Below are 19,337 nucleotides of genomic sequence, written 5' to 3' on the forward strand. Positions count from 1 at the left end.
TGAGAGGTTGGCGCGGGCGAGCGCCTCGCCAACCCGGTCAGATCCGGAAGGAAGCAGCCGTAACGAGCCCCGCTTGGGTCGTTGTCCAGCCTCTCACCTCCCACTCTGCCGACAGGACAAGTAAAAGCTGGCCGATCAAAACGGTGCAGACGGGCGGTCGATATCCCCAGCATCATAGACAGAGACGTCCCAACCAGATGGCAGGCTCAAAGGCAAAAAGAACGACCGACCCTTTGACCTCTCGGGGCTATTCTTTTCCGGGCGGCGTTGTCCTTGCGGGTCCCGCGGCTTAGTCTATCCCCTGACGTTCCGATTCCGTTCCGACAAGGCAACACATGTCAGACACACCACATCCCCCGGATCAGGCCCCCTACCAGGTTCTTGCGCGCAAATACCGCCCCGAGACCTTTGCCGATCTTGTGGGTCAGGACGCCATGGTCCGCACCCTGAAGAACGCCTTCGAGGCAGACCGGATCGCGCAGGCATTCATCATGACCGGCATCCGGGGCACGGGCAAAACCACGACGGCCCGGATCATCGCCAAGGGGATGAACTGCATCGGCGCGGACGGGACGGGCGGACCCACGACAGAGCCGTGCGGCAGCTGCGAGCATTGCACCGCCATCATGGAGGGCCGTCATGTTGACGTCATGGAAATGGACGCGGCCTCGAATACCGGCGTGGCCAATATCCGCGAGATCATCGATTCCGTACACTACCGGGCGGCCTCGGCGCGCTACAAGGTCTACATCATCGATGAAGTGCACATGCTGTCGACGGGCGCGTTCAACGCGTTGCTCAAAACGCTCGAAGAACCCCCCGCCCATGTGAAATTCATCTTTGCCACCACCGAGATCCGCAAGGTGCCGGTGACCGTTCTGTCGCGATGCCAGCGCTTTGACCTGCGCCGGATCGAGCCCGAGGTGATGATGGCCTTGATGCGAAAAATCGCCAGTGCAGAGGGTGCCGAGATTGCCGAAGACGCGCTGGCGCTGATCGCCCGCGCCGCCGAAGGCTCCGCGCGGGACGCCACGTCCCTGCTCGATCAGGCGATCAGCCACGGGGCCGGCGAGACAACGGCACTGCAGGTCCGGGCCATGCTGGGGCTGGCGGATCGGGGGCGGGTTCTGGATCTGTTTGACATGGTGCTGCGTGGCGAGGCGGCGGCGGCGCTGACCGAGCTTTCCGCCCAATACGCGGAAGGCGCAGACCCGATGGCCGTGCTGCGCGATCTGGCCGAAATCACCCATTGGGTCTCCGTGGTCAAGATCACGCCGGAGGCCGCCGAAGACCCGACCGTCTCCCCCGATGAGCGCCGCCGGGGGCTTGAGATGGCCAAAGCCTTGCCAATGCGGGTGCTGACAAGGTTGTGGCAAATGCTGCTCAAGGCGCTTGATGAGGTCGCCAGCGCGCCCAATGCGATGATGGCCGCCGAGATGGCCATTATCCGGCTGACCCATGTGGCCGACCTGCCCAGCCCCGAGGAACTGGTGCGCAAGCTGCAAGGGACGACGCCCCCTGCCGCGTCCGGCACATCCGGCACCGGGGGGACCCCCGTGCAGAGCACGGGGACGCGTGCCGCGGGCGGGGGGGCCTCGGCTGTCGCCTCGGCCCGCACGACCAAACCGACAGGCGCCGGACCGGCGACCGCGCTGGCGCAGGATGTTGAGGCCGCTTTGGCCCGGTTTCCGAGTTTCGATCATGTCGTCGACCTCATCCGCGCAAACCGCGACGTCAAACTGTTGGTCGAGGTAGAGACCTGCGTCAGGCTGGCGCAATACCGGCCTGGCCGGATCGAATTTGCCCCCACCGAAAATGCCCCGCGCGACCTGGCGCAACGGCTTGGACAACGCCTGCAGCATTGGACCGGCAATCGCTGGGCGGTGACCGTTGTCAGTGAAAGCGACGCCGAAACCATTGCAGAAGTGCGCGATGCAGCAGACATCGCCCTGAAGAACGCAGCACTGGACCATCCCCTGCTGAAAGCGGTGCTCACGCAGTTTCCCAAGGCGCGGATCACCGCGATCCGCACCCCCGAACAGATCGAGGCCGCCGCCGTGGCCGAGGCTTTGCCCGAGGTTGAAGACGAATGGGACCCCTTCGAGGACGGATGACACCCCTTGCGAGCCCCCCGCAAAACCCGCATATCAACGAGAACGGACAGGAAAAGGACAGCTCAGATGCTCAAAGGATTAGGCTCTCTCGGCGATATGGCCGGGATGATGAAAAAAGCGCAGGAAATGCAGACCAAGATGGCGCAAATGCAGGAAGAAATGCAGAGCATCATGGTCGAAGGCGCGTCAGGTGCCGGGCTTGTGAAGGCGACCTGCAGCGCCAAGGGCGAGTTGAAGGCGCTGGATATCGACCCCTCGATCTTTAACAGCGACGACAAGGAAGTGGTCGAGGACCTGATCCTCGCCGCCATCAAGGACGCCCAGAGCAAAGCCGCAGAGCGCGCGCAGGAGGAAATGGCCAAGCTCACCGAAGGCATGGGCCTGCCGGCAGATATGAAGCTGCCGTTCTGAACGGTGCAAGCATTTTGTCTGACGGGGGCCGGGGGCGGAGATGTGTCCGGCGCGGGCGTCAGATGAGGCGGGCCCCTTGAGCAGCACCAAAGACATTGACGCCCTGATTGATTTGATGGCCAAGCTGCCGGGGCTGGGGCCACGCTCCGCCCGGCGGGCAGTGCTGCATCTCATTCGCAAACGCAGCCTGCTGCTGATGCCGCTGGCTGACACGCTGGCCACGGTCGCGGAAACCGCCCGCGAATGTCTGAACTGCGGCAACGTCGGCACCACCGATATCTGTGACATCTGCACGTCTGAAAAGCGCGCCAACGGAGAGCTCTGCGTGGTCGAGGACGTCGCTGACCTGTGGGCGATGGAGCGATCAGGCGTCTTCAAGGGGCGCTACCATGTGCTCGGCGGGACCCTTTCAGCGCTGGACGCGGTAGGGCCGCAAGAGTTGCGCATCCCGCGTTTGCTGGACCGGGTGCCAGCCGAAGGGATCGCGGAGGTGATCCTCGCGCTCAACGCCACGATCGACGGGCAAACCACCGCTCATTACATTGCAGACCAGCTGGAGGGTCAGGTGCGGCTGACCTCTCTGGCACAGGGTGTCCCGATCGGCGGGGAGCTTGACTATCTCGACGATGGCACAATCACCGCTGCGATGCGCGCCCGCAAAACGCTCTGATCCTGTCAGTCGCAGGCGGCATCCACGATAATCTCGACCTTGAGTTCCGGGCGGGCCAGCTTTGCCTCACCGCAAGCCCTTGCCGGTGCATGCCCTTCCGGCACCCAGGCATTCCAGACCTCGTTCAAACCGGCAAAATCGCTCATATCCGCAAGCCAGATCGTCGCCCGCAGCATCTTTTCCCGCGACGACCCTGCCTTGAGCAACAGCGCATCCAGCCGGCGCAGGCACTCAGCCGTCTGATCCTGGATGGTCTCACCTTCGCCCACCTGTCCGGTGATGTAGGCGACACCGCCATATTTGACGATCTTGGACGATCTGACGCCCGTTTCTATCCGCTCAATCATGACGGCCCCTCTGGTTTCATCTCAGACGGTACAAGCACCGATCCAGGCACAAATGACAAGAGTGAGCACCAAAGAAAAACCCCGGCGCTGCGGCACCGGGGGTTGAAACAGCAGGTCTGAGGCAAAGGTCAGCGCGCGTCTTTTGCCTCTTCCTCTTCCTCGTCGTCATGGGTGCCATCGGGCAGGTTAAAGAAGCTGTCGGCATCGGAGAAATCACCGGCAGAAGCCTCTTCGGTCTCCTCTATTGTTTCCCCGGACAGTGTGAAAGTCTCCAACCCTTCGATGGCGGTTGGAATCTTGGGCTCCGCCTCCATGCCAAGGCTCTGTTCGGTGCTGACCAGTTTGCGGCGTTCGTCATCGCTCATCACCGGGGCATCCGCCGCTTTCTTGGCAGCCGCTTTCTGCACAACGGCATCCAATTCGGACTGCTTGCAAAGGCCAAGCGCCACAGGGTCAATCGGCTGGATGTTCGCGATGTTCCAGTGCGTCCGCTCGCGGATCGCCTGAATGGTCGGCTTGGTAGTGCCGACCAGCTTGCTGATCTGCCCATCCGTCAACTCGGGGTGGAATTTCACCAGCCACAGGATCGATGCGGGACGGTCCTGACGCTTGCTGAGCGGGGTATAGCGGGGTCCACGGCGTTTTTCCTCGCCCTGCGCTGCCGCGTTGAATTTCAGCTTGAGCTTGTGCAACGGGTTGTTTTGCGCCGTGTCAATCTCTTCCTGGGTCAACTGGTTGTTGGCAATCGGGTCAAAACCCTTGACCCCTTGTGCGACGTCCCCATCGGCGATGCCCTGCACTTCCAGCTCGTGCATGCCGACGAAATCGGCGATCTGCTTGAAGCTGAGGGTCGTGTTATCCACCAGCCAGACAGCGGTGGCCTTGGCCATAATCGGTTTTGCCATTGCAGTGCTCCTATCACAATCTCTTTCCCCACATCTTTCCCATCGCCTTGAAGGGCGGTCCCGAAGGTCTGGGACGGTTTCCATTGTTGGGGAACTTGCAGGGTATATAGTCGCGCAGGTCAGATAAGGAAAGCCCCAATGCGCCGGCTGATTTCATGCCTCTTGCTCGCCCTGCCCACTCTGGCGCCAGCCGACAGGGCAGGCAGCTTCGACTATTACGTCCTGTCGCTGAGCTGGTCGCCGAACTGGTGTGCTCTGGAAGGCGACGCACGCGGCTCCGATCAATGCGATGCCCGCCATGACCACGGCTGGATCCTGCATGGCCTCTGGCCGCAGTACGAACGTGGCTATCCTGCAGACTGCCAGACCGTCGAACCCGCGCCCTCGCGCCGGATGACATCAGAGATGGCCGACATCATGGGCACCTCCGGGCTGGCCTGGCACCAGTGGCGCAAACACGGCACCTGCAGCGGCCTGTCAGCTGAGGAGTATTACGGGCTGTCACGCCGCGCCTATACCGGCATCACCAGGCCAAAGATCCTACGGCAGCTGACAGACCCGGTGCGCATCGCCCCCAAGGTGATCGAAGAGGCGTTCCTGGCAGAGAACACCGGCCTGAGCGCCGACCAGATCACCATCACCTGCAAAGACGGCCACATCCAGGAAGCCCGCATCTGCCTGACCAAAGACCTCGCCCCCCGACGCTGCGGCGCTGACGTTTTACGGGATTGCAGCGCCGCTTCAGCCCTCTTTACACCCGTCCGGTAGCCGTTAAAGCGTCAGGATCGTGCTGCCGGTGGTTTGACGCGCCTCCAGCGCCTCATGCGCGGCGGCCACATCGGCAAGCGCAAAGCGCTGGTCGATCCGGATTTTGACGTCCCCGTTTGATACTTTTCCAAAGAGCTGCCGCGCCATCGCCTGGCAGGTGTCGTGATCGGCGATGTGGGTGAAGAGCGTCGGCCGCGTGATCTTGAGCGACCCTTTCTGCCCCAGCAGCCCGACCGAAAACGGCGGCACCGCGCCCGAGGCATTGCCAAAAGAGATCATCATTCCCAAGGGTTTCAGACTATCCAGCGACCCCTCGAATGTATCGGCCCCCACCGCATCCATCACCACATCGACGCCCGCACCGCCCGTCAGTTCCTTTACCCGCGCGGCGAAATCATCCCTGCGGTAGTTGATGCAATGAGACGCGCCGTGCTCAACCGCGAGCTGACATTTTTCGTCTGTCCCCGCCGTGCCGATGAGCGTGACCCCCTCAGAACGCGCCCATTGGCAGGCAATCAGGCCAACACCCCCGGCGGCGGCATGGAACAAAACCGTATCGCCTGGCCCAAGCGGCGTCGTGCGGTGAAAGAGATACTGGACCGTCAGCCCCTTGAGCATCATCGCCGCCGCCTCGTCAAAGGAGATATCCTCGGGCAAAGGGCAGACCTGTGCGGCTGGCATGACACGCGCCTCGGCATAAGCGCCCGGCGGGGCTGCGGCATAGGCGGCGCGGTCCCCGACCTTCAGATGCGTGACCCCGGCGCCCACGGCCTCGATCACGCCCGCGGCCTCCATGCCCAGGGCATGCGGCAGCGTCAGCGGATACATCCCCATCCGCTGATAAACATCGATGAAATTCAACCCGCAAGCCCTTTGCGCGATCCGCACTTCTCCCGGACCCGGATCACCGACGGGCCGGTCCACCAACCTGAGCGCGTCTGGGCCGCCCGCCTCTTCTATGATAACCGTCTGCGCCATCTTTTTATCCCTATGTTGTTGTTCGTCAGGTCTCAGCCGGTTTGACCAACCTTCAAGACAATCTTGCCGATATGGTTTGAGCTTTCCATCCGCGCATGGGCTTTGGCAGCCTCATCGAGGTCAAAGGTCTGATCCATCACTGGTGCGACACTCCCGGCAGAGAGCAAGGGCCAGACCGCTTCGCGTAAATCCTGGGCGATGCGCGCCTTGGCCAGATCGCTTTGCGGGCGCAGGGTACTCCCGGTCATGGTCAGGCGACGGGTCATCAGCATGGCAAAGTTGACCTCAACCTTCGCCCCGCCCAGAAAGGCGATCTGCACCAGACGGCCCTCCTCTGACAGCGCCTTGAGATTGCGGGGGATGTAGTCGCCGCCGACCATGTCGAGGATCAGATCCGCGCCTCCTGCCTCTTTCAGGATGCCGACGAAGTCCTCTTCACGGTAGTTGATCGCGCGTTCCGCCCCGAGATCGAGGCAGGCCGCGCATTTTTCCGCAGAGCCCGCCGTGGCAAAGACCCGCGCGCCAAAGGCCTTGGCCAATTGAATGGCTGTCGTGCCGATGCCGGAGGAGCCGCCATGCACCAGAAACCGCTCGCCCGCCTTTAGCCCGCCCCGGCCAAACACGTTCGACCAGACGGTAAAGAAAGTCTCCGGCAGGCAAGCCGCCTCGCGCAGCCCCAGTCCGTCCGGGACCGGCAGGCAGTGGGCCGCCGGGGTCGCCACATATTCCGCGTAACCGCCGCCGGGCAACAGCGCGCAGACCAGATCGCCCAGTGCCAAACCTTGCGCGCCGGGGCCGATGGCAACGACCTCACCCGATGCTTCAAGCCCGGGCAGATCGCTGGCGGTCGGGGGCGGCGCATAGAGCCCTGCCCGTTGCAAAGCGTCAGGCCGGTTCACTCCCGCCCAGGCCACTTTGATGACGACCTGCCCATGACCCGGCTCCGGACGCGGACGCCGGGTCGGTTTCAGCACCTCCGGGCCACCGGCTTCGGTGATCTCGATCGCGCGCATCATCTGGGTCATGGCTCAGGTCCTATCGGTTTGTCTGAAGCCACCATAGACATGCGCCCAACGGGTGCAACGCCTTCAGTCGCGCGGGGCGGTCCAACTGCCGGGCAAGTCCATCTTTGGCATCCGCGCCGGGGCCTTGATCCGACCGAGCAGCCAGTTGGGACCGGTCATCAGCCGGCTCAGCACCGGGCTCTGCCGGGCGCGGGCCTTGATCGTCTCGATGCGCATCACATCTTCGATCCGCCGGTCCAGAAAAGCCCATGTCGCCATGTGATCGGGGCTGTCATCGCCCAGCCAGTACAGCACGGTAGCCGAATAAACCCCCGATAGCGTGGCGCGTTTGGTGTACCAGTTGATATCGTCCGACGTGTCGCCCAGCGCTGTCCAGATCTCGTCACAGGTCCCCCAGACCAGCTTGGCCCCGTCTGCGGCATACATCGGCAGGGCAAAAAGCGTGGTGCCCCGCCGCACGGCTTCCTTGTCCTCAACCACTTCAAGGCGCAGGCGCACCGCCGTCGCGATCTTGTCCCGAAACTTCATCTCGCTCATGTCGGTGGTCTTCAAACGCGCCAGCATTTCCGCGTCCCCGGCCTTGTGAAAGGCAATCGCCAGATCGACAGCGCCTCTGGGGCAGACCGCACGAGCAACCGAAGCGGACAGTTCTGTGTCACGCACGGCCGCCCGAAACGTTGTCTCGGACCAGCCATCGAAAGGCACATGGTTCAGCGCGGCCTGCAACAGGTCGTTCTTTGCGGTCTCGTAGGGGACGGTCATGCTGTGGCTCCTTGGGTTGATGTCTGTTCTGACTGGACAAGATAGGTCTTGCTTGCTATATGCCCACTTCCTGCAAATCCTTGCAACTCAACTTAGAAAGGTGGTGAAAACCACATGCAGGTTAGTGTTCGTGACAATAATGTCGATCAGGCCCTCCGTGCCCTGAAGAAAAAGCTGCAGCGCGAAGGTGTCTTCCGCGAGATGAAGCTCAAGCAACATTTCGAGAAGCCGTCCGAGAAAAAAGCGCGCGAGAAAGCTGAAGCGATCCGCCGTGCCCGCAAGCTGGCACGCAAAAAGGCCCAACGCGAAGGGATGCTGTAAACCATCCTCGCCATCAGGTTTTTTGTGAATACAGACCCCCGTGCGGATTGCCCGTGCGGGGTTTTTCGTTCCGGCACTGGCGATTTACACAGCATAATCCTCGCAATTTCCCGCTGACCCGCGACCGGGCCGGGACGCGGCATTTTCTCGCCGTCTCACGCGCGGCATTCGGGCTTATCCTTGCTGAGACGGGCGGCAACTGCAACCGGGCCTACCCAAGCCCCACGCCAGATCCTAGCGGTCATCAGGTCGACAACAATCAACTAGGAGACTGATATGTCACGCGCAAGCGACTTGGAACAGCAGATGCTGGAGCTGATCAACGAGGAACGGACATCACAGGGTCTGAACACTGTGGCGCTGGAAGTCCGCCTGAACGAGAGCAGCGAGGATCACAGCCAGTGGATGTTGGATCAGGACCAGTTTTCCCATACAGGCGTCAACGGCAGCAGCGCCGGTGACCGCATGCGAGACGCTGATTTTGATTTCGAAGGGGCTTGGTCCTGGGGCGAAAACATCGCCTATCAGAGCGAACGCGGCGCGCCCGGACTGTCCGATGACGTTGTCGATCTGCACAACAGTCTGATGGACAGCCCCGGCCATCGCGCCAATATCCTGAACCCGGATTACGAAGTGATCGGTCTCGGTATCGAGGTGGGCGATTTCGACGGATTCGAGGCCGTCATGGTCACGCAGAATTTCGCCAGCACGGATGGAGAAGTGCAGCTCGACCAGGAAGGTCCAATGGCGCCCGATGCTGACACCGAAATGCCTGCAGAGGACCCGGACCTTTTGGCCGAGATATCCGAAGAACCCGTCGCAGGCTCCCCCAACGACCCACAAACCGAAGGGGACACGGTACCAGATACCCCGCAAACCGACCCTGAAACCCCTGCCGATACCGGGCCCGAAGAGAGCCCGTTTGCCCAATTGCAGGCGCTGTTAGCCGGGTTTGAGGCCTCCCTGGTCGACGACACCCTTGTTTTCAACTGGGAGGACGATGAAGGCGAAAACCAAACCGCCACATTTGATGTCGATGCGTTCTTTGCCGAGTTCATGACACCACCTGAGAGCGAGGCCGGTAAAGATCAGACGGAAGACGACCTGGTCTTCCCTCAGGAACAGGCCGCTGACGAGGGCGAGCCGGGCTTCGTGTTGATCGACGCCTGGGACACTATCGCCTGACCTGGAGCCTGCGGCCCGCCCCCTCGCCCCCCGGAGGGGACGGGCTTTTCGTCAGGCGTGACCTGACCCTCAGGTAACCGGCAAGGCCGTCGTCTTGAACACCGTCCTGAGCGCAAAACTCGACTGCATCTGCCCGACCCCCGGCAGACGCGCCAGATATTGCCGGTGGATGCGGGCGAAATCTTCGGTGTTTTCCGCAACAACCTTGAGCAGGTAATCCGCCGATCCCGCCATCAGGTGACATTCCAGCACGTCGGGGATACGCCGCACGGCCTTTTCAAAGGCATCCAGTACTTCGTCAGCCTGTCCCTGCAAGGTAATCTCCACGAAAACGGTGGTCGGCACCCCCATCTTGCGCGCATCCAAAAGGGCGACGTAGTCCCGGATATAGCCGTCTTTCTCAAGCCGCTGGACCCGCCGGTGACAGGCTGAAGGCGAGAGGTTCACCGCCTCGCTCAGGTCTGCGTTGGACAGCCGGCCCTTGCGCTGAAGCGCCGTCAGAATGCGCTTGTCCGTTGTGTCGAGGCTCATAGCCGCAAGTTCCTCCTGATCTGGCTGCAAATGACGATGAATTCTTCGATATACGGCATTCCGCGTGACATGTATTTCGTCTGCAATTGCAAAAGCAAGGGCCTATGCTGCGCCTAACAGTTTTAGCGGCGGAGGATGCCATCATGATTATCGGTTGCCCGAAAGAGATCAAACCGCAGGAATTTCGGGTCGGAATGACCCCGAATGCCGCACAAGAGGCCGTAGCCCACGGGCACAAGGTGCTGATCGAAACCGCCGCAGGTGCAGGGGCGGGATTTGAGGACAGCGATTATGTGGCGGCAGGCGCGCAGATCGCGGCCACCGCGCAAGAGGTCTTTGCCACCGCCGAGATGATCGTCAAGGTCAAGGAGCCGCAGGCGGTGGAGCGCAAGATGCTGCGCGAGGGGCAGGTGCTCTTTACCTACCTGCACCTTGCCCCCGATCCCGCGCAGACCCATGACCTGATCGCATCAGGGGCGACCTGCATCGCCTATGAAACGGTTACCGACGACCGGGGTGGCCTGCCCCTTCTGGCCCCGATGTCAGAGGTCGCGGGTCGCCTGGCCCCGCAGGTGGGGGCCTGGACCTTGCAGAAAGCCAACGGCGGGCGCGGCGTGCTGATGGGCGGTGTCCCCGGCGTTGGTCCCGCGCGGGTTGTGGTGATCGGCGGGGGCGTGGTCGGCACCCACGCGGCCCGAATTGCCGCAGGTATGGGCGCGGATGTGACCGTGCTCGACCGGTCACTGGCCCGGTTGCGGTATCTTGATGATGTCTTTGCCGGCACGTTCAAGACCTCCTATGCCTCGGCAGGCAATACCGCCGAACTGGCGCAAACCGCGGATATGATCGTCGGGGCCGTGTTGATCCCGGGGGCTGCCGCCCCGAAACTCATCAGCCGTGCCCAGCTGGCAGATCTGAAACCCGGCGCCGCCCTTGTGGACGTGGCCATTGACCAGGGCGGCTGTTTCGAGACGTCCAGGGCGACCACGCATCAGGACCCGATCTATGACGTCGACGGCATCATGCACTACTGTGTGGCCAATATGCCGGGGGCCGTGGCGCGCACCTCAACGATTGCCCTTGGAAATGCGACGATGCCCTTCATGCTCGCGCTGGCAGATAAAGGCTGGCGGCAGGCCTGCGCCGATGATCCACACCTGATGAACGGGTTGAACGTGCACGCGGGCCAGCTCACCTACGATGCGGTGGGCAAGGCTTTGGGGATCAATGTCGTTTCGCCCGCCGCGGTGCTCAAGCAATAACGGCACCGGCTGCGCCTACTGCCAGCGGGTAAAGGGCACCTCGGCCTGACCTTCGGTTTCGGGCTGAAGTGTCGCACAGGACAGGCCGCCGCCTGCCGCCACACAGGCGATATCGCGGCGGTGGATATAGCCGCCATCGCTGCAGGCCAGATTGCCGCCTTCGCCCAGAATCAGCCGTGCGGGACTGTCGATGCGGGCCTCGACCGGCCCCTCGCAGGTGGACCCGTCATCGCCCTGCATGATCTGCTTGCCACGCCCCTGAGTGTCAAAGCACATGCTCCAGGTGGGGTAGGAAATCACCTTACCGGTATCCACGTCGCGGGTCCGGTAGCTGCTGCCCAGCGACCAGCAGCCGTAAAGGGCTTCCAGATCGCCGCCCTCAAGCGCCATCCGGGTGATCGGCGCGGTGGAAGATGGCGGTATCGCGTCGCACTGACGCGCGGCCAACACGCGCTCGTTGCGCAGAATCTCAGCCCTCAGCCCGGCGCGGCGAGCCTCCAGTGCCACCAACTCGGCCTGCAACGCAAGTTCCGCTTCTGTCGGACAGCCATTGAGGGCGGACAGAAAATCCGACCGGACCGCACAGCTTTGCAGGGCAGCGTAGCCCGCCGCCCCACTGGCCGCGACCAGAACCGCAGCGCCGAGAATGGAAAAGACTTTCAGCACAGGCGTCATGGAGCTTCTTTCTCACTTGCCACAAAAGACGGTATGGCATCCGCCGACAGATCGACCCCCGATGGCGTAAACCAATTGGACAAATGTCCCCCCAGAGGCCATTCTGACCAGAGCAACCTAAGCGGATTTTCATGGATGCGTAAACATTTAACGGCGCTCTTTGCGGTTTTTACCCTTTTGCTGGGTGCGATGGCGGCACAGGCAGATCAAAAGCGCGTTTTGTGGTGGGATGGCTCGCCCCCTTATGACGGGGCCACCAACCGCCAGGACCGCGAAGCCATGGCCCGCTACATTGGCAGCTTTAACGGCGGCGCGGATTACAGCGTCACCTTTCAGCATTCGACGCGCCGGGGCGATCTGGCCGCGGCCCTTGCAGGGGCGTCCTATGATATCCTCGTGCTCGATGTCACAACGACCTCGGCCAATTTCACCAATGCGGACCTGAATGCATTGCGCGGCCATTATCAGAGCGGCAAGCGTGCGCTGATGCTCGATGGCACGCTCTGGGTGCGCAATGCCCGGCCCGGCCCGATGACGCTCTTTCCCGGCCCCAATGGGGCGAGCGCGGCCCTGCTGATGAACCAGATGCAGGCGCTCGCGGATGCAGGCGGTGGCATTCTGATCGGCACCGATCACACCGAATTTCAGGTCGGCGCCAACCAGTTGCTGGGAGCCATCCTGCCACAGGCCCGGTTTTCCGGCAGAACCAACCCGTCGCGCGATGGAGCATTTCTGGGCAACAGCCTGCTGAATGCCGCCGTAGCGGTCAAACCTTTCGATATCCTGCGCCACTGGGAGGAAATCCCCAGTCAGGCCGAAGTGCCGGTGGGCCAGTTTACCGATTTCACAGGCGCGCCGGTCACGCTGCACGCCCTTGTCGAGACCTCCGACAAACCGGGCGGGCGGGCAAAGCGCCCCTATATCTCGGCCAGTTTCGACCCCGGCGAGGGCCGCACGGCCATTGACAGCCAGGTCGACCCGGAACCGGTCAAAGACTACATGCCAACCCGCAAAAGCTTAGGAAACTGATGCACATGACGATCCGGTTTCTCGCGGCCTTGAGCTTTGTCTGGTGCGGTTTGCTGTCCGATGCCGCCCTTGCGGAGCCGATGCGGGTGCTGTGGTGGGACGTCACCGTCAACGACCCCGGTAATGAGCCTGCGTTGCGGCGCGAAATGGCGGAGTATCTCGGCAGGCTTGATGAGGGGGGCCGCTATTCGGTGGTTTACAAATATGAGCCCCGGCGCGGTGCCTTCGCCCGGCACATGGCGACAACGCCCGGATATCAGCTTATCGTCCTGACGGCTGCAAACAGGGACCGGATCTTCAATGATGACGATCTGGCGGCCTTCCAAAGCTTTTACGCCAGCGGTTCCAAAGCGCTGATGCTGGATGGCACGCTGCCTATCCGCAATGTGTCGGCACGGCGGCTCACCCAGTGGCCGGGGGTCAATAACTCCTCTGCGAACCTGCTGGAAAACCAGCTTGACGCCTTGCGTCAGGCGGGGGGCGGGCTGCTGATCGGAACAGATCACAACATCTTTCAGGTGCCGGCCAACACGGTCCTTGCGGCGATCCTCCCCCAGGCGCAATTCAGCCGCAGCACCGACCCCTCACGGGATGGCGCGTTCTTTGGCGATCTACTGCTGGCCGGAAGGGAGCCCGTCAAACCCCTGGACATTCTGCGGCACTGGGAGACGATTCCCAATCAGGGTCAGGCCCCGGTGGGCCGTTTCGTCGATTTCACAGGGCAGCCGGTAACGCTCTATGCGCTGGTCGAAGCCTCGGACAAGCCGGGAGGCGGCGAGCGCAGACCCTATATCTCTGCCACCATCGATCCGGGGACGGAGCGTTTTGACATCGCCTCCGATGTGACACCGGAAATAGACCGGATGCCGACACGTAAAAGCCTGCCCGCCAATTGACCCCACCTATTGAACCGCCAGGGCCAGAAGCTCTTGCGGGCTCATGTCGGGCTGGTCGCGGTAAGTTTCGAGATCGCGCCAGAACAGCCGCAGCATCTCCAGAAACTGGGTTTGCTGCGCCTCGATCAGGTCCTGCGACAGGGTCTGGTAGGCGCTGTCGAGCAGCGCACCTTCCACATCCCCGGTCAAGGTCTCCAACGCAGCGCGATAGGACAGCAGATAGGTGGCCTGCCCGGCCCTGAGCTGACCCAACCGCTCCAGACTGCCGCGGAAAGCGGTCATCAACTGCAGGCGTTGATCGCCCACCGCAATCGCTGTCTGATCCCGCAAGGACCGGATGCGCAGATCAAGCTGCTGGATGGTGCGGGTGTCCTCGATCAGTGTCTCCACAAAGGCCGCCCCGCTGATCAACGTGGATTTGGCCGCCTGCCGGGTCGAGCTTTCGGCGGCTTCCTGCGCCACCCGGAAACTGAGTTGCAGATCGCTGAGCGCCTGTTTGCGGCGCGGATCGATCTCCTCTGCCAGCAAGGCCGCAAGGGCGGTCAGCGGCTCGGCGCTCTGCGAGGCTTCATCCGTCTCCACCCGGTCCAACCAGCCATCCCGAATGGCGTCATAGGCCGCATCGGTGACGATATGCGCCCCGATCACCGGACGCAGGCCAAAGAACTCCCCACTTTGCGCGACCCCTGAGCGGGGGTTGAACATCGGATACTCGCGGCGCTGCGCGGAATAGATATTCTCCGCCGTGGTATCGATGGAGCCACCCCGTGTGACGATCCCGCCTGCCTGCCCGTGCCGGCGCCCGACGGCATTGAGGCGGAACGGCTCCAGCATCAGCTCTTCGGCGTTGCCGTAGATATCGAACAGGCCGACAGGATTGGCCGCCCGCAGACCGACCGGGCGCAGCTTGCCGCGCCCCTGTCCGGCGGCCTGAAAATGCGCGTAATCGCCCAGCGTGCCCTGATCGAAAAACCGGCGGCCCGGAAACAGCGTCGGATCGATCCGCGCCCCGCCGCGCGCGGCATATTCCCATTCCACCTCCGTGGGCAGGCGCACAAAGCCGGTGCGCGTGCCTTGCGACGGCAACGCGTCGCCCGCGTTCTGCATCAGCCATTCGGTCATCACACGGGTCAGATCCACCGCCTCAAACCAGCTCAGCCCGCCTTGAGCAAAGCGGTCTTTGCGCGAAAACCCCGCAGCGCAGTCACCTGTCAGGGCGCGGTATTGCGCCACGTTCATCTCGTAGCGCGCGATGTAGAAATGTGAGCCTTCGTCGGTGGTGAAAGCACCGCGCAGAAAAGCCGGGGTCAGGTAGTCCGAAAAGCCGGTGCCTTCTTCGGATTGACCGATCCGGAAAGGCCGGTCGTCGATGGGATCAGAGATATCGACAGGCACCCCCACCCGCTGAAAGGCCATCCCGCCGCCACAGGGCAGCGGCAGGATCAGGTCAGCCCCACCGGCCGGATCAATCAGCTCATTGTCCCAGGGGGCGGGGGTTCCCGTGTCTTGCGCCAGCCCCCCACCTGCCAGGCTCAGAAATGCGAGAGCGCAGAGTATCCGTCTCATGTCGCCCCTTCCCGCAAGACCGTTGCCGGGTCGATCCCGAGGGCGGCCCGCGCGGCAAAGAGCGAGGAGGCGACCACAAACAGCATCACCAGCACAACGATCACAGCCCCCTGCGCCCCGGTCATCTGAACAAGGCCGCCCACGGCAAGACCTGTCTCAAAAAGCTGCTCTGCAATCAGGCTCGCCAGCCCCAGAAGCGCAAACGACACGATCAGCGCCAGCGCCGCCGAGACCAGTGCCTGTATCAGCGGAAAAAGCCAGAGACGCTGCCCTCCCAACCCCATCAGCGCCAGCGACGCGAGCACCTGCCGCTTGCGCTGCACCTCGCCCCAAAAGCCAAAGACCAGCGCCGCCGCCAGGCCAAGGCTCGCCACGGAGGCCGTCAGCAAAAGCGCCAGGTTGAGGTTGCGGCCCAGATTGAGCACCCCCTGCACCTCTGCCGTGCGGGCTTCGGTGCGGATGCCGAAATGGGCCTCGATCCGGTTCTGCAACGGCGCGAGGTCTTCAAGCCCGCGCGCATAGACCCGCAGCCCTTCGAAAACAGCCGCGCGCTGCGCAAAGGAGCGGCCCTCGGTAATGCCGTGCTCGGGCAAGGCATAGGCGTCGTAAAAGGCCTCGACCAGATCGAGCACCTCGATCTGCGCCAGAACCGCGCGGCCCGATACCCCGCCAGGTGGCAAAACCGAAGCCACCGCAAGCTGGACCCGCAGTTGCCGGGGGCGGTCCTCGGCCTGCGTGATGACATCGATGCGGTCGCCGGTGCTGATCTGCAACTGCTCCGCCAATTGCGCGCTGACCGCCGCACTGCTGGCATTGAGTTGAACGCCCTCTGGCAGGTTCGGATCCCCTGCCCCGCTGGGGATCAGGATCGCATCGCGCTTTTGCCGCCCGCCGTCCAGCCGCACGTTCACGAAATCAAACTGGCTGCGGGTCTTCAGCGTCACGAAGCCCGCCTCCGGCCAGCCGCGCACCAGTTCAGCATCGGCAGTCGTAAAGGTCGTGTTGCCGGAGGTGTCGATCTGCAAACTGCGCGGGTTGCTCAGCAACTGCCCAATGAGCGCGTTGTAGACACCATTCTTGACCCCGAAAAGCACCAGTAAGGGCACCAGAACCCCTGCCAGCACGGCGATGTTGCAGATCAGATGGACCTTCTGGAAAAAGAGGTCCCGCAAGGCAAGGCGGAGGATCAGCATCACCCCGACACCTCCTGTGGCGCGCTCGCGGTTTTCTGCGCCTCAAGCGGGACAAGCGTGCTCACGACATTCGGGTCATGCGGAGCCGAGGTGATCTGCAAGGCCATCCGCCGCATCGCAAAGTGCGACAGTGTCGGAAAGTCGTGGCTCGACAGCAGCGTTGCCGTCCCCCCGGCCTGCGCCGCCTCGATCAGCAGCCCCATCGCGGCCTGTGCGTTTTCAGGGTCAAGCGCGGCGGTGGGCTCATCGGCGATGACACAAAACGGGCGGTGCGCGAGGGCGCGCGCAATGGCAACCCGCTGGCGCTGGCCGATCGACAGGGCCCCCGGACGCAGATGCGCGATCTGCGACAGCCCCAATTCCCCCAGCAAAGCACTGGCCCAATCCGGGTCCGGGCGCTTCGCAATTCTCTGACTGATCTCGACATTCTCTGCCACGGTCAGAAACGGCAGCAACCCGCCCGCCTGCGGGACAAAGCCGAAAAACCGCGCCCGCGCCTGCGCACAGAGCGCAATGGCGTTCGGGGCTTTCCAGAAGCTGTCAAAAGCCTGCGGGGCACCGGTTTCTCCCGCAAGTGGTTCGGCCCGGTACCGGCCCGCATCGGGCGCGCGCAACATGCCCAAAAGCTCAAGCAGGAGCGTCTTGCCGGTCCCCGAAGGCCCCGTCAGCCCGATCACCTCGCCCGCCGCAATCGACCACTTGCCGGCCCGCAAGGTAAAGCGCCGTTCCGCGTCCCCCAGCGTGACTGTCAGATCGTCGATGGACAGGACATAGGCCATCCGCGCGCCTCAGGGCAACACGTCAAAGGGCATGGCAAAGACCAGCTCGCCATCCGTCGCCCCCTCGTGCAGCGCCGTCCAGACCTGCGGATCAAAGAGCCATTTGCGGTATTGGGTCAGTTTCTGGCGCATGCCGTCGATGATCGACCGGCGCAGCATCGCACTTTGGGCCCAGCGGTCTTCGGTCATCTGCAACAGCTGACTGCGGTAGGGCAGCTGTTCGAGGTATTCCAGCGCGCCACCCAGCGTCTCGGCTTCGGTGTTCAGGCGGCGGTCCGGGTTGGTCGCCATATCCGCGATCACCCCCCGGACCTGCGTGAAGAAATTCAGCGCATCATCGCCACCCTGGCTCTGCTCGCCCAACCGGATCAGATTGTCGAGCAGTTCCGCCATCGTCGCCATCTCGTTCTTGGTGATCAGCAGGCGCGGCTCAACCGCCAGGGATTGCGGAGCCTCTACGGCCTTGTCGCTGATCCACCCGCGGATCACGTCCGGCGCTTGTGTGCCCCTTTGGGTACCGAGGTACGCCAGCCGCATGGCGCGTCCCAGCGCCACGAGGTCTTCGCCCGCCTCATCCGCACTCAGGAAAGTGTCCTCGCCCCGCGCGATCCGCACGTGATCGGTGATGGCCGTGACCAGACGGGTCGCAACACCTTCAAAGGCTTCCTCCGAGCCGCCCTCGATGGGGAAGTAATACTGCCGCCCGGCAAAGGTCGATAGCGCCCGGTACTGGCTTTCTGCGTAAGCGTGGTTTGCCTCGCCCCCGGTCGGGGTTTTCAAATGCAGGGTCATTGTGACGATGTTTTTGCCTTCCGCATCCGCCTGCAATTCCTGCACTCCGATGGGGGAGCGCGCATTGGGATCGCGCGGGTCCTTGGGGCCTGCGTCCGTGACGAGGATGATATAGCGCGCATCGATGGGGTCACCCGCGCCCTCCTGCTGCCAGTCAATCCGGTCGATCGCATCTTCGACACCGGCGAGGCTGTCCTCATTGAAGCCCGGCGAATTGGCGGTGGCCACGCGGGCATTGCCGATGGCCGCGATCACCTCGGACTGGTCGTCGCGCCGCTTGATATCCGCCAGCACCCGCGTGCGATACTCCAGCGCCGGAACCGCGTCGGTGTTATCACGAAACCCGATGGCGCCAAAGTTCACCAGCTTGCCGATCTCGGTGCCAGCGATGCGCTCAACGGTGTTTTTCAGCACCTTCTGCGTCCGCGCGATATAGGTTTCCATCGACTGGGTTGTATCGAGCACAAAGACGATGCCCACATCGAATGCCGCTGTGTCCTGGCCGGTGGTGTCCTGAACCTTGTTTTGCGTCTGCAAGGGCACCGAAGCCACCTCCATCAACAGGATGTCTTCGTAGTTCAGCGGATGCAGGTCTTCCACGAAATCGAGGATCGGCATAACATAGAGATCTTCGCGAATGTTGACGTATTCCTCAGGCTCCACCGAGACAACGCCGCGGTCACCCTGCGAGATGCCCGCAGTGGCCTCTGCCAAAAGGCGCTCTTGTATCTGTGGCAGTGCCTCGTGGTTCAACAGCCAGCGCAGGTCTTCTTCGGAGCTGAACATCAACTGCCGCTCGCGCCCTGCCCCGTTGGTGAAGGCCCCGACGATGTTCTGCTTCCACTCCACCACATCCTCGGTCTTGACCCAGCCGGTCGGGTCACGGCTGACCGACGGGCCGATCTGTTTCCAGGCACCGGTGTCCGCAAAGACATAGAAGGGCTGAAAGGCCGGTATCTGATCCACAACGGGCCCGTCTGCCGCCCCGTGCAACGTTGCCGCCGGGCGGGTCAGAACACGCTGGAACACCGTCTGGGTGCCCTCCACCAGCAAGGGCTGGGCTGCAAGAGACGACCCCCAAAAAGCCACAGCAGCCACCAGCAGTGAAAAAGCCCGCAAAATCATACC

Annotated in this window: 20 protein-coding genes and 1 other RNA gene; 10 read left to right on the plus strand and 11 right to left on the minus strand. The window is 62.8% G+C overall.

Translation table 11 applies throughout. The features are described 5' to 3' along the window. From ffs to recR, 4 genes are all read left to right on the plus strand, one after another. An RNA gene (ffs, locus tag H7847_RS05220) (signal recognition particle sRNA small type) lies at nt 1–99 on the plus strand. A 236-nt stretch (nt 100–335) separates the two neighbouring features. Beyond that, nucleotides 336–2,114 (plus strand): DNA polymerase III subunit gamma/tau, encoded by a 1,779-nt coding sequence (locus H7847_RS05225; protein WP_227268330.1) that lies wholly within the window; start codon nt 336–338, stop codon nt 2,112–2,114. Nucleotides 2,115–2,180: 66 nt separating this feature from the next. Then, nucleotides 2,181–2,525 carry a YbaB/EbfC family nucleoid-associated protein gene (locus H7847_RS05230; protein WP_227268331.1) on the plus strand — a complete coding sequence of 115 codons (345 nt, stop codon included), beginning with the start codon at nt 2,181–2,183 and terminating at the stop codon, nt 2,523–2,525. A gap of 76 nt (nt 2,526–2,601) precedes the next feature. After that, on the plus strand, nt 2,602–3,195 hold the full coding sequence (gene recR / locus H7847_RS05235) for a recombination mediator RecR (protein WP_227268332.1): 594 nt from the start codon (nt 2,602–2,604) through the stop codon (nt 3,193–3,195). 5 nt (nt 3,196–3,200) lie between these two features. Here recR and H7847_RS05240 read toward each other — a convergent pair whose 3' ends face one another. Both H7847_RS05240 and H7847_RS05245 read right to left on the minus strand, forming a co-directional pair. Further along, complete coding sequence (locus H7847_RS05240; protein ID WP_227268333.1) at nt 3,201–3,542, minus strand: RidA family protein; 342 nt, start codon at nt 3,540–3,542, stop codon at nt 3,201–3,203. A 128-nt stretch (nt 3,543–3,670) separates the two neighbouring features. Next, the gene (locus H7847_RS05245) at nt 3,671–4,447 is read right to left on the minus strand and encodes a DUF1013 domain-containing protein (RefSeq protein WP_227268334.1); all 777 of its coding nucleotides are present in this window, start codon (nt 4,445–4,447) and stop codon (nt 3,671–3,673) included. Between the two features lie 138 nt (nt 4,448–4,585). Between H7847_RS05245 and H7847_RS05250 the strand changes: the two genes are divergently transcribed. Then, a complete protein-coding gene (locus H7847_RS05250; protein ID WP_227268335.1) occupies nt 4,586–5,215 on the plus strand; it encodes a ribonuclease T2 in 630 nt (209 codons plus the stop codon). Nucleotides 5,216–5,218: 3 nt separating this feature from the next. Here H7847_RS05250 and H7847_RS05255 read toward each other — a convergent pair whose 3' ends face one another. From H7847_RS05255 to H7847_RS05265, 3 genes are all read right to left on the minus strand, one after another. Then, complete coding sequence (locus tag H7847_RS05255; RefSeq protein ID WP_227268336.1) at nt 5,219–6,193, minus strand: quinone oxidoreductase family protein; 975 nt, start codon at nt 6,191–6,193, stop codon at nt 5,219–5,221. Between the two features lie 32 nt (nt 6,194–6,225). After that, on the minus strand, nt 6,226–7,218 hold the full coding sequence (locus tag H7847_RS05260; protein ID WP_227268337.1) for an NAD(P)H-quinone oxidoreductase: 993 nt from the start codon (nt 7,216–7,218) through the stop codon (nt 6,226–6,228). A 63-nt stretch (nt 7,219–7,281) separates the two neighbouring features. Continuing rightward, nucleotides 7,282–7,980 (minus strand): COQ9 family protein, encoded by a 699-nt coding sequence (locus H7847_RS05265; RefSeq protein WP_227268338.1) that lies wholly within the window; start codon nt 7,978–7,980, stop codon nt 7,282–7,284. A gap of 114 nt (nt 7,981–8,094) precedes the next feature. Here H7847_RS05265 and rpsU point away from each other — a divergent pair, with 114 nt between their 5' ends. Next, entirely contained in the window at nt 8,095–8,301 is a 207-nt protein-coding gene (gene rpsU / locus H7847_RS05270) for a 30S ribosomal protein S21 (RefSeq protein ID WP_008207378.1), read from the plus strand. Nucleotides 8,302–8,577: 276 nt separating this feature from the next. Further along, nucleotides 8,578–9,486: a CAP domain-containing protein gene (locus H7847_RS05275; protein WP_227268339.1), complete on the plus strand. Its 909-nt coding sequence runs from the start codon at nt 8,578–8,580 to the stop codon at nt 9,484–9,486. A 69-nt stretch (nt 9,487–9,555) separates the two neighbouring features. Here H7847_RS05275 and H7847_RS05280 read toward each other — a convergent pair whose 3' ends face one another. Next, nucleotides 9,556–10,017 carry an Lrp/AsnC family transcriptional regulator gene (locus tag H7847_RS05280; RefSeq protein WP_227268340.1) on the minus strand — a complete coding sequence of 154 codons (462 nt, stop codon included), beginning with the start codon at nt 10,015–10,017 and terminating at the stop codon, nt 9,556–9,558. A 143-nt stretch (nt 10,018–10,160) separates the two neighbouring features. Here H7847_RS05280 and ald point away from each other — a divergent pair, with 143 nt between their 5' ends. Next, the gene (gene ald / locus H7847_RS05285; RefSeq protein ID WP_227268341.1) at nt 10,161–11,279 is read left to right on the plus strand and encodes an alanine dehydrogenase; all 1,119 of its coding nucleotides are present in this window, start codon (nt 10,161–10,163) and stop codon (nt 11,277–11,279) included. Nucleotides 11,280–11,294: 15 nt separating this feature from the next. Here ald and H7847_RS05290 read toward each other — a convergent pair whose 3' ends face one another. Further along, nucleotides 11,295–11,954: a hypothetical protein gene (locus H7847_RS05290; RefSeq protein ID WP_227268342.1), complete on the minus strand. Its 660-nt coding sequence runs from the start codon at nt 11,952–11,954 to the stop codon at nt 11,295–11,297. 135 nt (nt 11,955–12,089) lie between these two features. Here H7847_RS05290 and H7847_RS05295 point away from each other — a divergent pair, with 135 nt between their 5' ends. Together H7847_RS05295 and H7847_RS05300 are read left to right on the plus strand one after the other, a co-directional pair. Then, nucleotides 12,090–12,983 (plus strand): hypothetical protein, encoded by an 894-nt coding sequence (locus H7847_RS05295; protein ID WP_227268343.1) that lies wholly within the window; start codon nt 12,090–12,092, stop codon nt 12,981–12,983. Nucleotides 12,984–12,988: 5 nt separating this feature from the next. Further along, a complete protein-coding gene (locus tag H7847_RS05300; protein ID WP_227268344.1) occupies nt 12,989–13,879 on the plus strand; it encodes a hypothetical protein in 891 nt (296 codons plus the stop codon). Between the two features lie 6 nt (nt 13,880–13,885). Here the strand turns inward: H7847_RS05300 and H7847_RS05305 are convergent, their stop codons facing one another. From H7847_RS05305 to H7847_RS05320, 4 genes are read right to left on the minus strand one after another with little or no spacing between them, the layout of a single operon-like run. Further along, on the minus strand, nt 13,886–15,445 hold the full coding sequence (locus H7847_RS05305; RefSeq protein WP_227268345.1) for an SUMF1/EgtB/PvdO family nonheme iron enzyme: 1,560 nt from the start codon (nt 15,443–15,445) through the stop codon (nt 13,886–13,888). After that, nucleotides 15,442–16,638 carry an ABC transporter permease family protein gene (locus tag H7847_RS05310; protein WP_227268442.1) on the minus strand — a complete coding sequence of 399 codons (1,197 nt, stop codon included), beginning with the start codon at nt 16,636–16,638 and terminating at the stop codon, nt 15,442–15,444. The genes H7847_RS05305 and H7847_RS05310 overlap by 4 nt, the downstream gene beginning before the upstream one ends. Then, entirely contained in the window at nt 16,638–17,417 is a 780-nt protein-coding gene (locus tag H7847_RS05315; RefSeq protein ID WP_227268346.1) for an ABC transporter ATP-binding protein, read from the minus strand. The genes H7847_RS05310 and H7847_RS05315 overlap by 1 nt, the downstream gene beginning before the upstream one ends. A gap of 9 nt (nt 17,418–17,426) precedes the next feature. Beyond that, nucleotides 17,427–19,334, minus strand: coding sequence for a vWA domain-containing protein (locus tag H7847_RS05320; RefSeq protein ID WP_227268347.1), 1,908 nt, complete (start codon nt 19,332–19,334; stop codon nt 17,427–17,429). Nucleotides 19,335–19,337 lie beyond the last annotated feature (3 nt).

The sequence above is a fragment of the Roseobacter weihaiensis genome, from assembly GCF_020622345.1.
In the GTDB taxonomy this organism is placed as follows: Bacteria; Pseudomonadota; Alphaproteobacteria; order Rhodobacterales; family Rhodobacteraceae; genus Roseobacter; species Roseobacter weihaiensis.

Coding starts and splice junctions, on each gene's coding strand:
- rpsU (WP_008207378.1), top strand. CDS start 8,095: ATGCAGGTTAGTGTTCGTGACAATAATGTCGATCAGGCCCTCCGTGCC.
- H7847_RS05280 (WP_227268340.1), bottom strand. CDS start 10,017: ATGAGCCTCGACACAACGGACAAGCGCATTCTGACGGCGCTTCAGCGC.
- H7847_RS05295 (WP_227268343.1), top strand. CDS start 12,090: ATGCGTAAACATTTAACGGCGCTCTTTGCGGTTTTTACCCTTTTGCTG.
- H7847_RS05290 (WP_227268342.1), bottom strand. CDS start 11,954: ATGACGCCTGTGCTGAAAGTCTTTTCCATTCTCGGCGCTGCGGTTCTG.
- H7847_RS05300 (WP_227268344.1), top strand. CDS start 12,989: ATGACGATCCGGTTTCTCGCGGCCTTGAGCTTTGTCTGGTGCGGTTTG.
- H7847_RS05230 (WP_227268331.1), top strand. CDS start 2,181: ATGCTCAAAGGATTAGGCTCTCTCGGCGATATGGCCGGGATGATGAAA.
- H7847_RS05265 (WP_227268338.1), bottom strand. CDS start 7,980: ATGACCGTCCCCTACGAGACCGCAAAGAACGACCTGTTGCAGGCCGCG.
- H7847_RS05245 (WP_227268334.1), bottom strand. CDS start 4,447: ATGGCAAAACCGATTATGGCCAAGGCCACCGCTGTCTGGCTGGTGGAT.
- H7847_RS05310 (WP_227268442.1), bottom strand. CDS start 16,638: ATGCTGATCCTCCGCCTTGCCTTGCGGGACCTCTTTTTCCAGAAGGTC.
- H7847_RS05255 (WP_227268336.1), bottom strand. CDS start 6,193: ATGGCGCAGACGGTTATCATAGAAGAGGCGGGCGGCCCAGACGCGCTC.
- H7847_RS05260 (WP_227268337.1), bottom strand. CDS start 7,218: ATGACCCAGATGATGCGCGCGATCGAGATCACCGAAGCCGGTGGCCCG.
- H7847_RS05305 (WP_227268345.1), bottom strand. CDS start 15,445: ATGAGACGGATACTCTGCGCTCTCGCATTTCTGAGCCTGGCAGGTGGG.
- H7847_RS05225 (WP_227268330.1), top strand. CDS start 336: ATGTCAGACACACCACATCCCCCGGATCAGGCCCCCTACCAGGTTCTT.
- H7847_RS05315 (WP_227268346.1), bottom strand. CDS start 17,417: ATGGCCTATGTCCTGTCCATCGACGATCTGACAGTCACGCTGGGGGAC.
- H7847_RS05275 (WP_227268339.1), top strand. CDS start 8,578: ATGTCACGCGCAAGCGACTTGGAACAGCAGATGCTGGAGCTGATCAAC.
- H7847_RS05240 (WP_227268333.1), bottom strand. CDS start 3,542: ATGATTGAGCGGATAGAAACGGGCGTCAGATCGTCCAAGATCGTCAAA.
- H7847_RS05250 (WP_227268335.1), top strand. CDS start 4,586: ATGCGCCGGCTGATTTCATGCCTCTTGCTCGCCCTGCCCACTCTGGCG.
- ald (WP_227268341.1), top strand. CDS start 10,161: ATGATTATCGGTTGCCCGAAAGAGATCAAACCGCAGGAATTTCGGGTC.
- H7847_RS05320 (WP_227268347.1), bottom strand. CDS start 19,334: ATGATTTTGCGGGCTTTTTCACTGCTGGTGGCTGCTGTGGCTTTTTGG.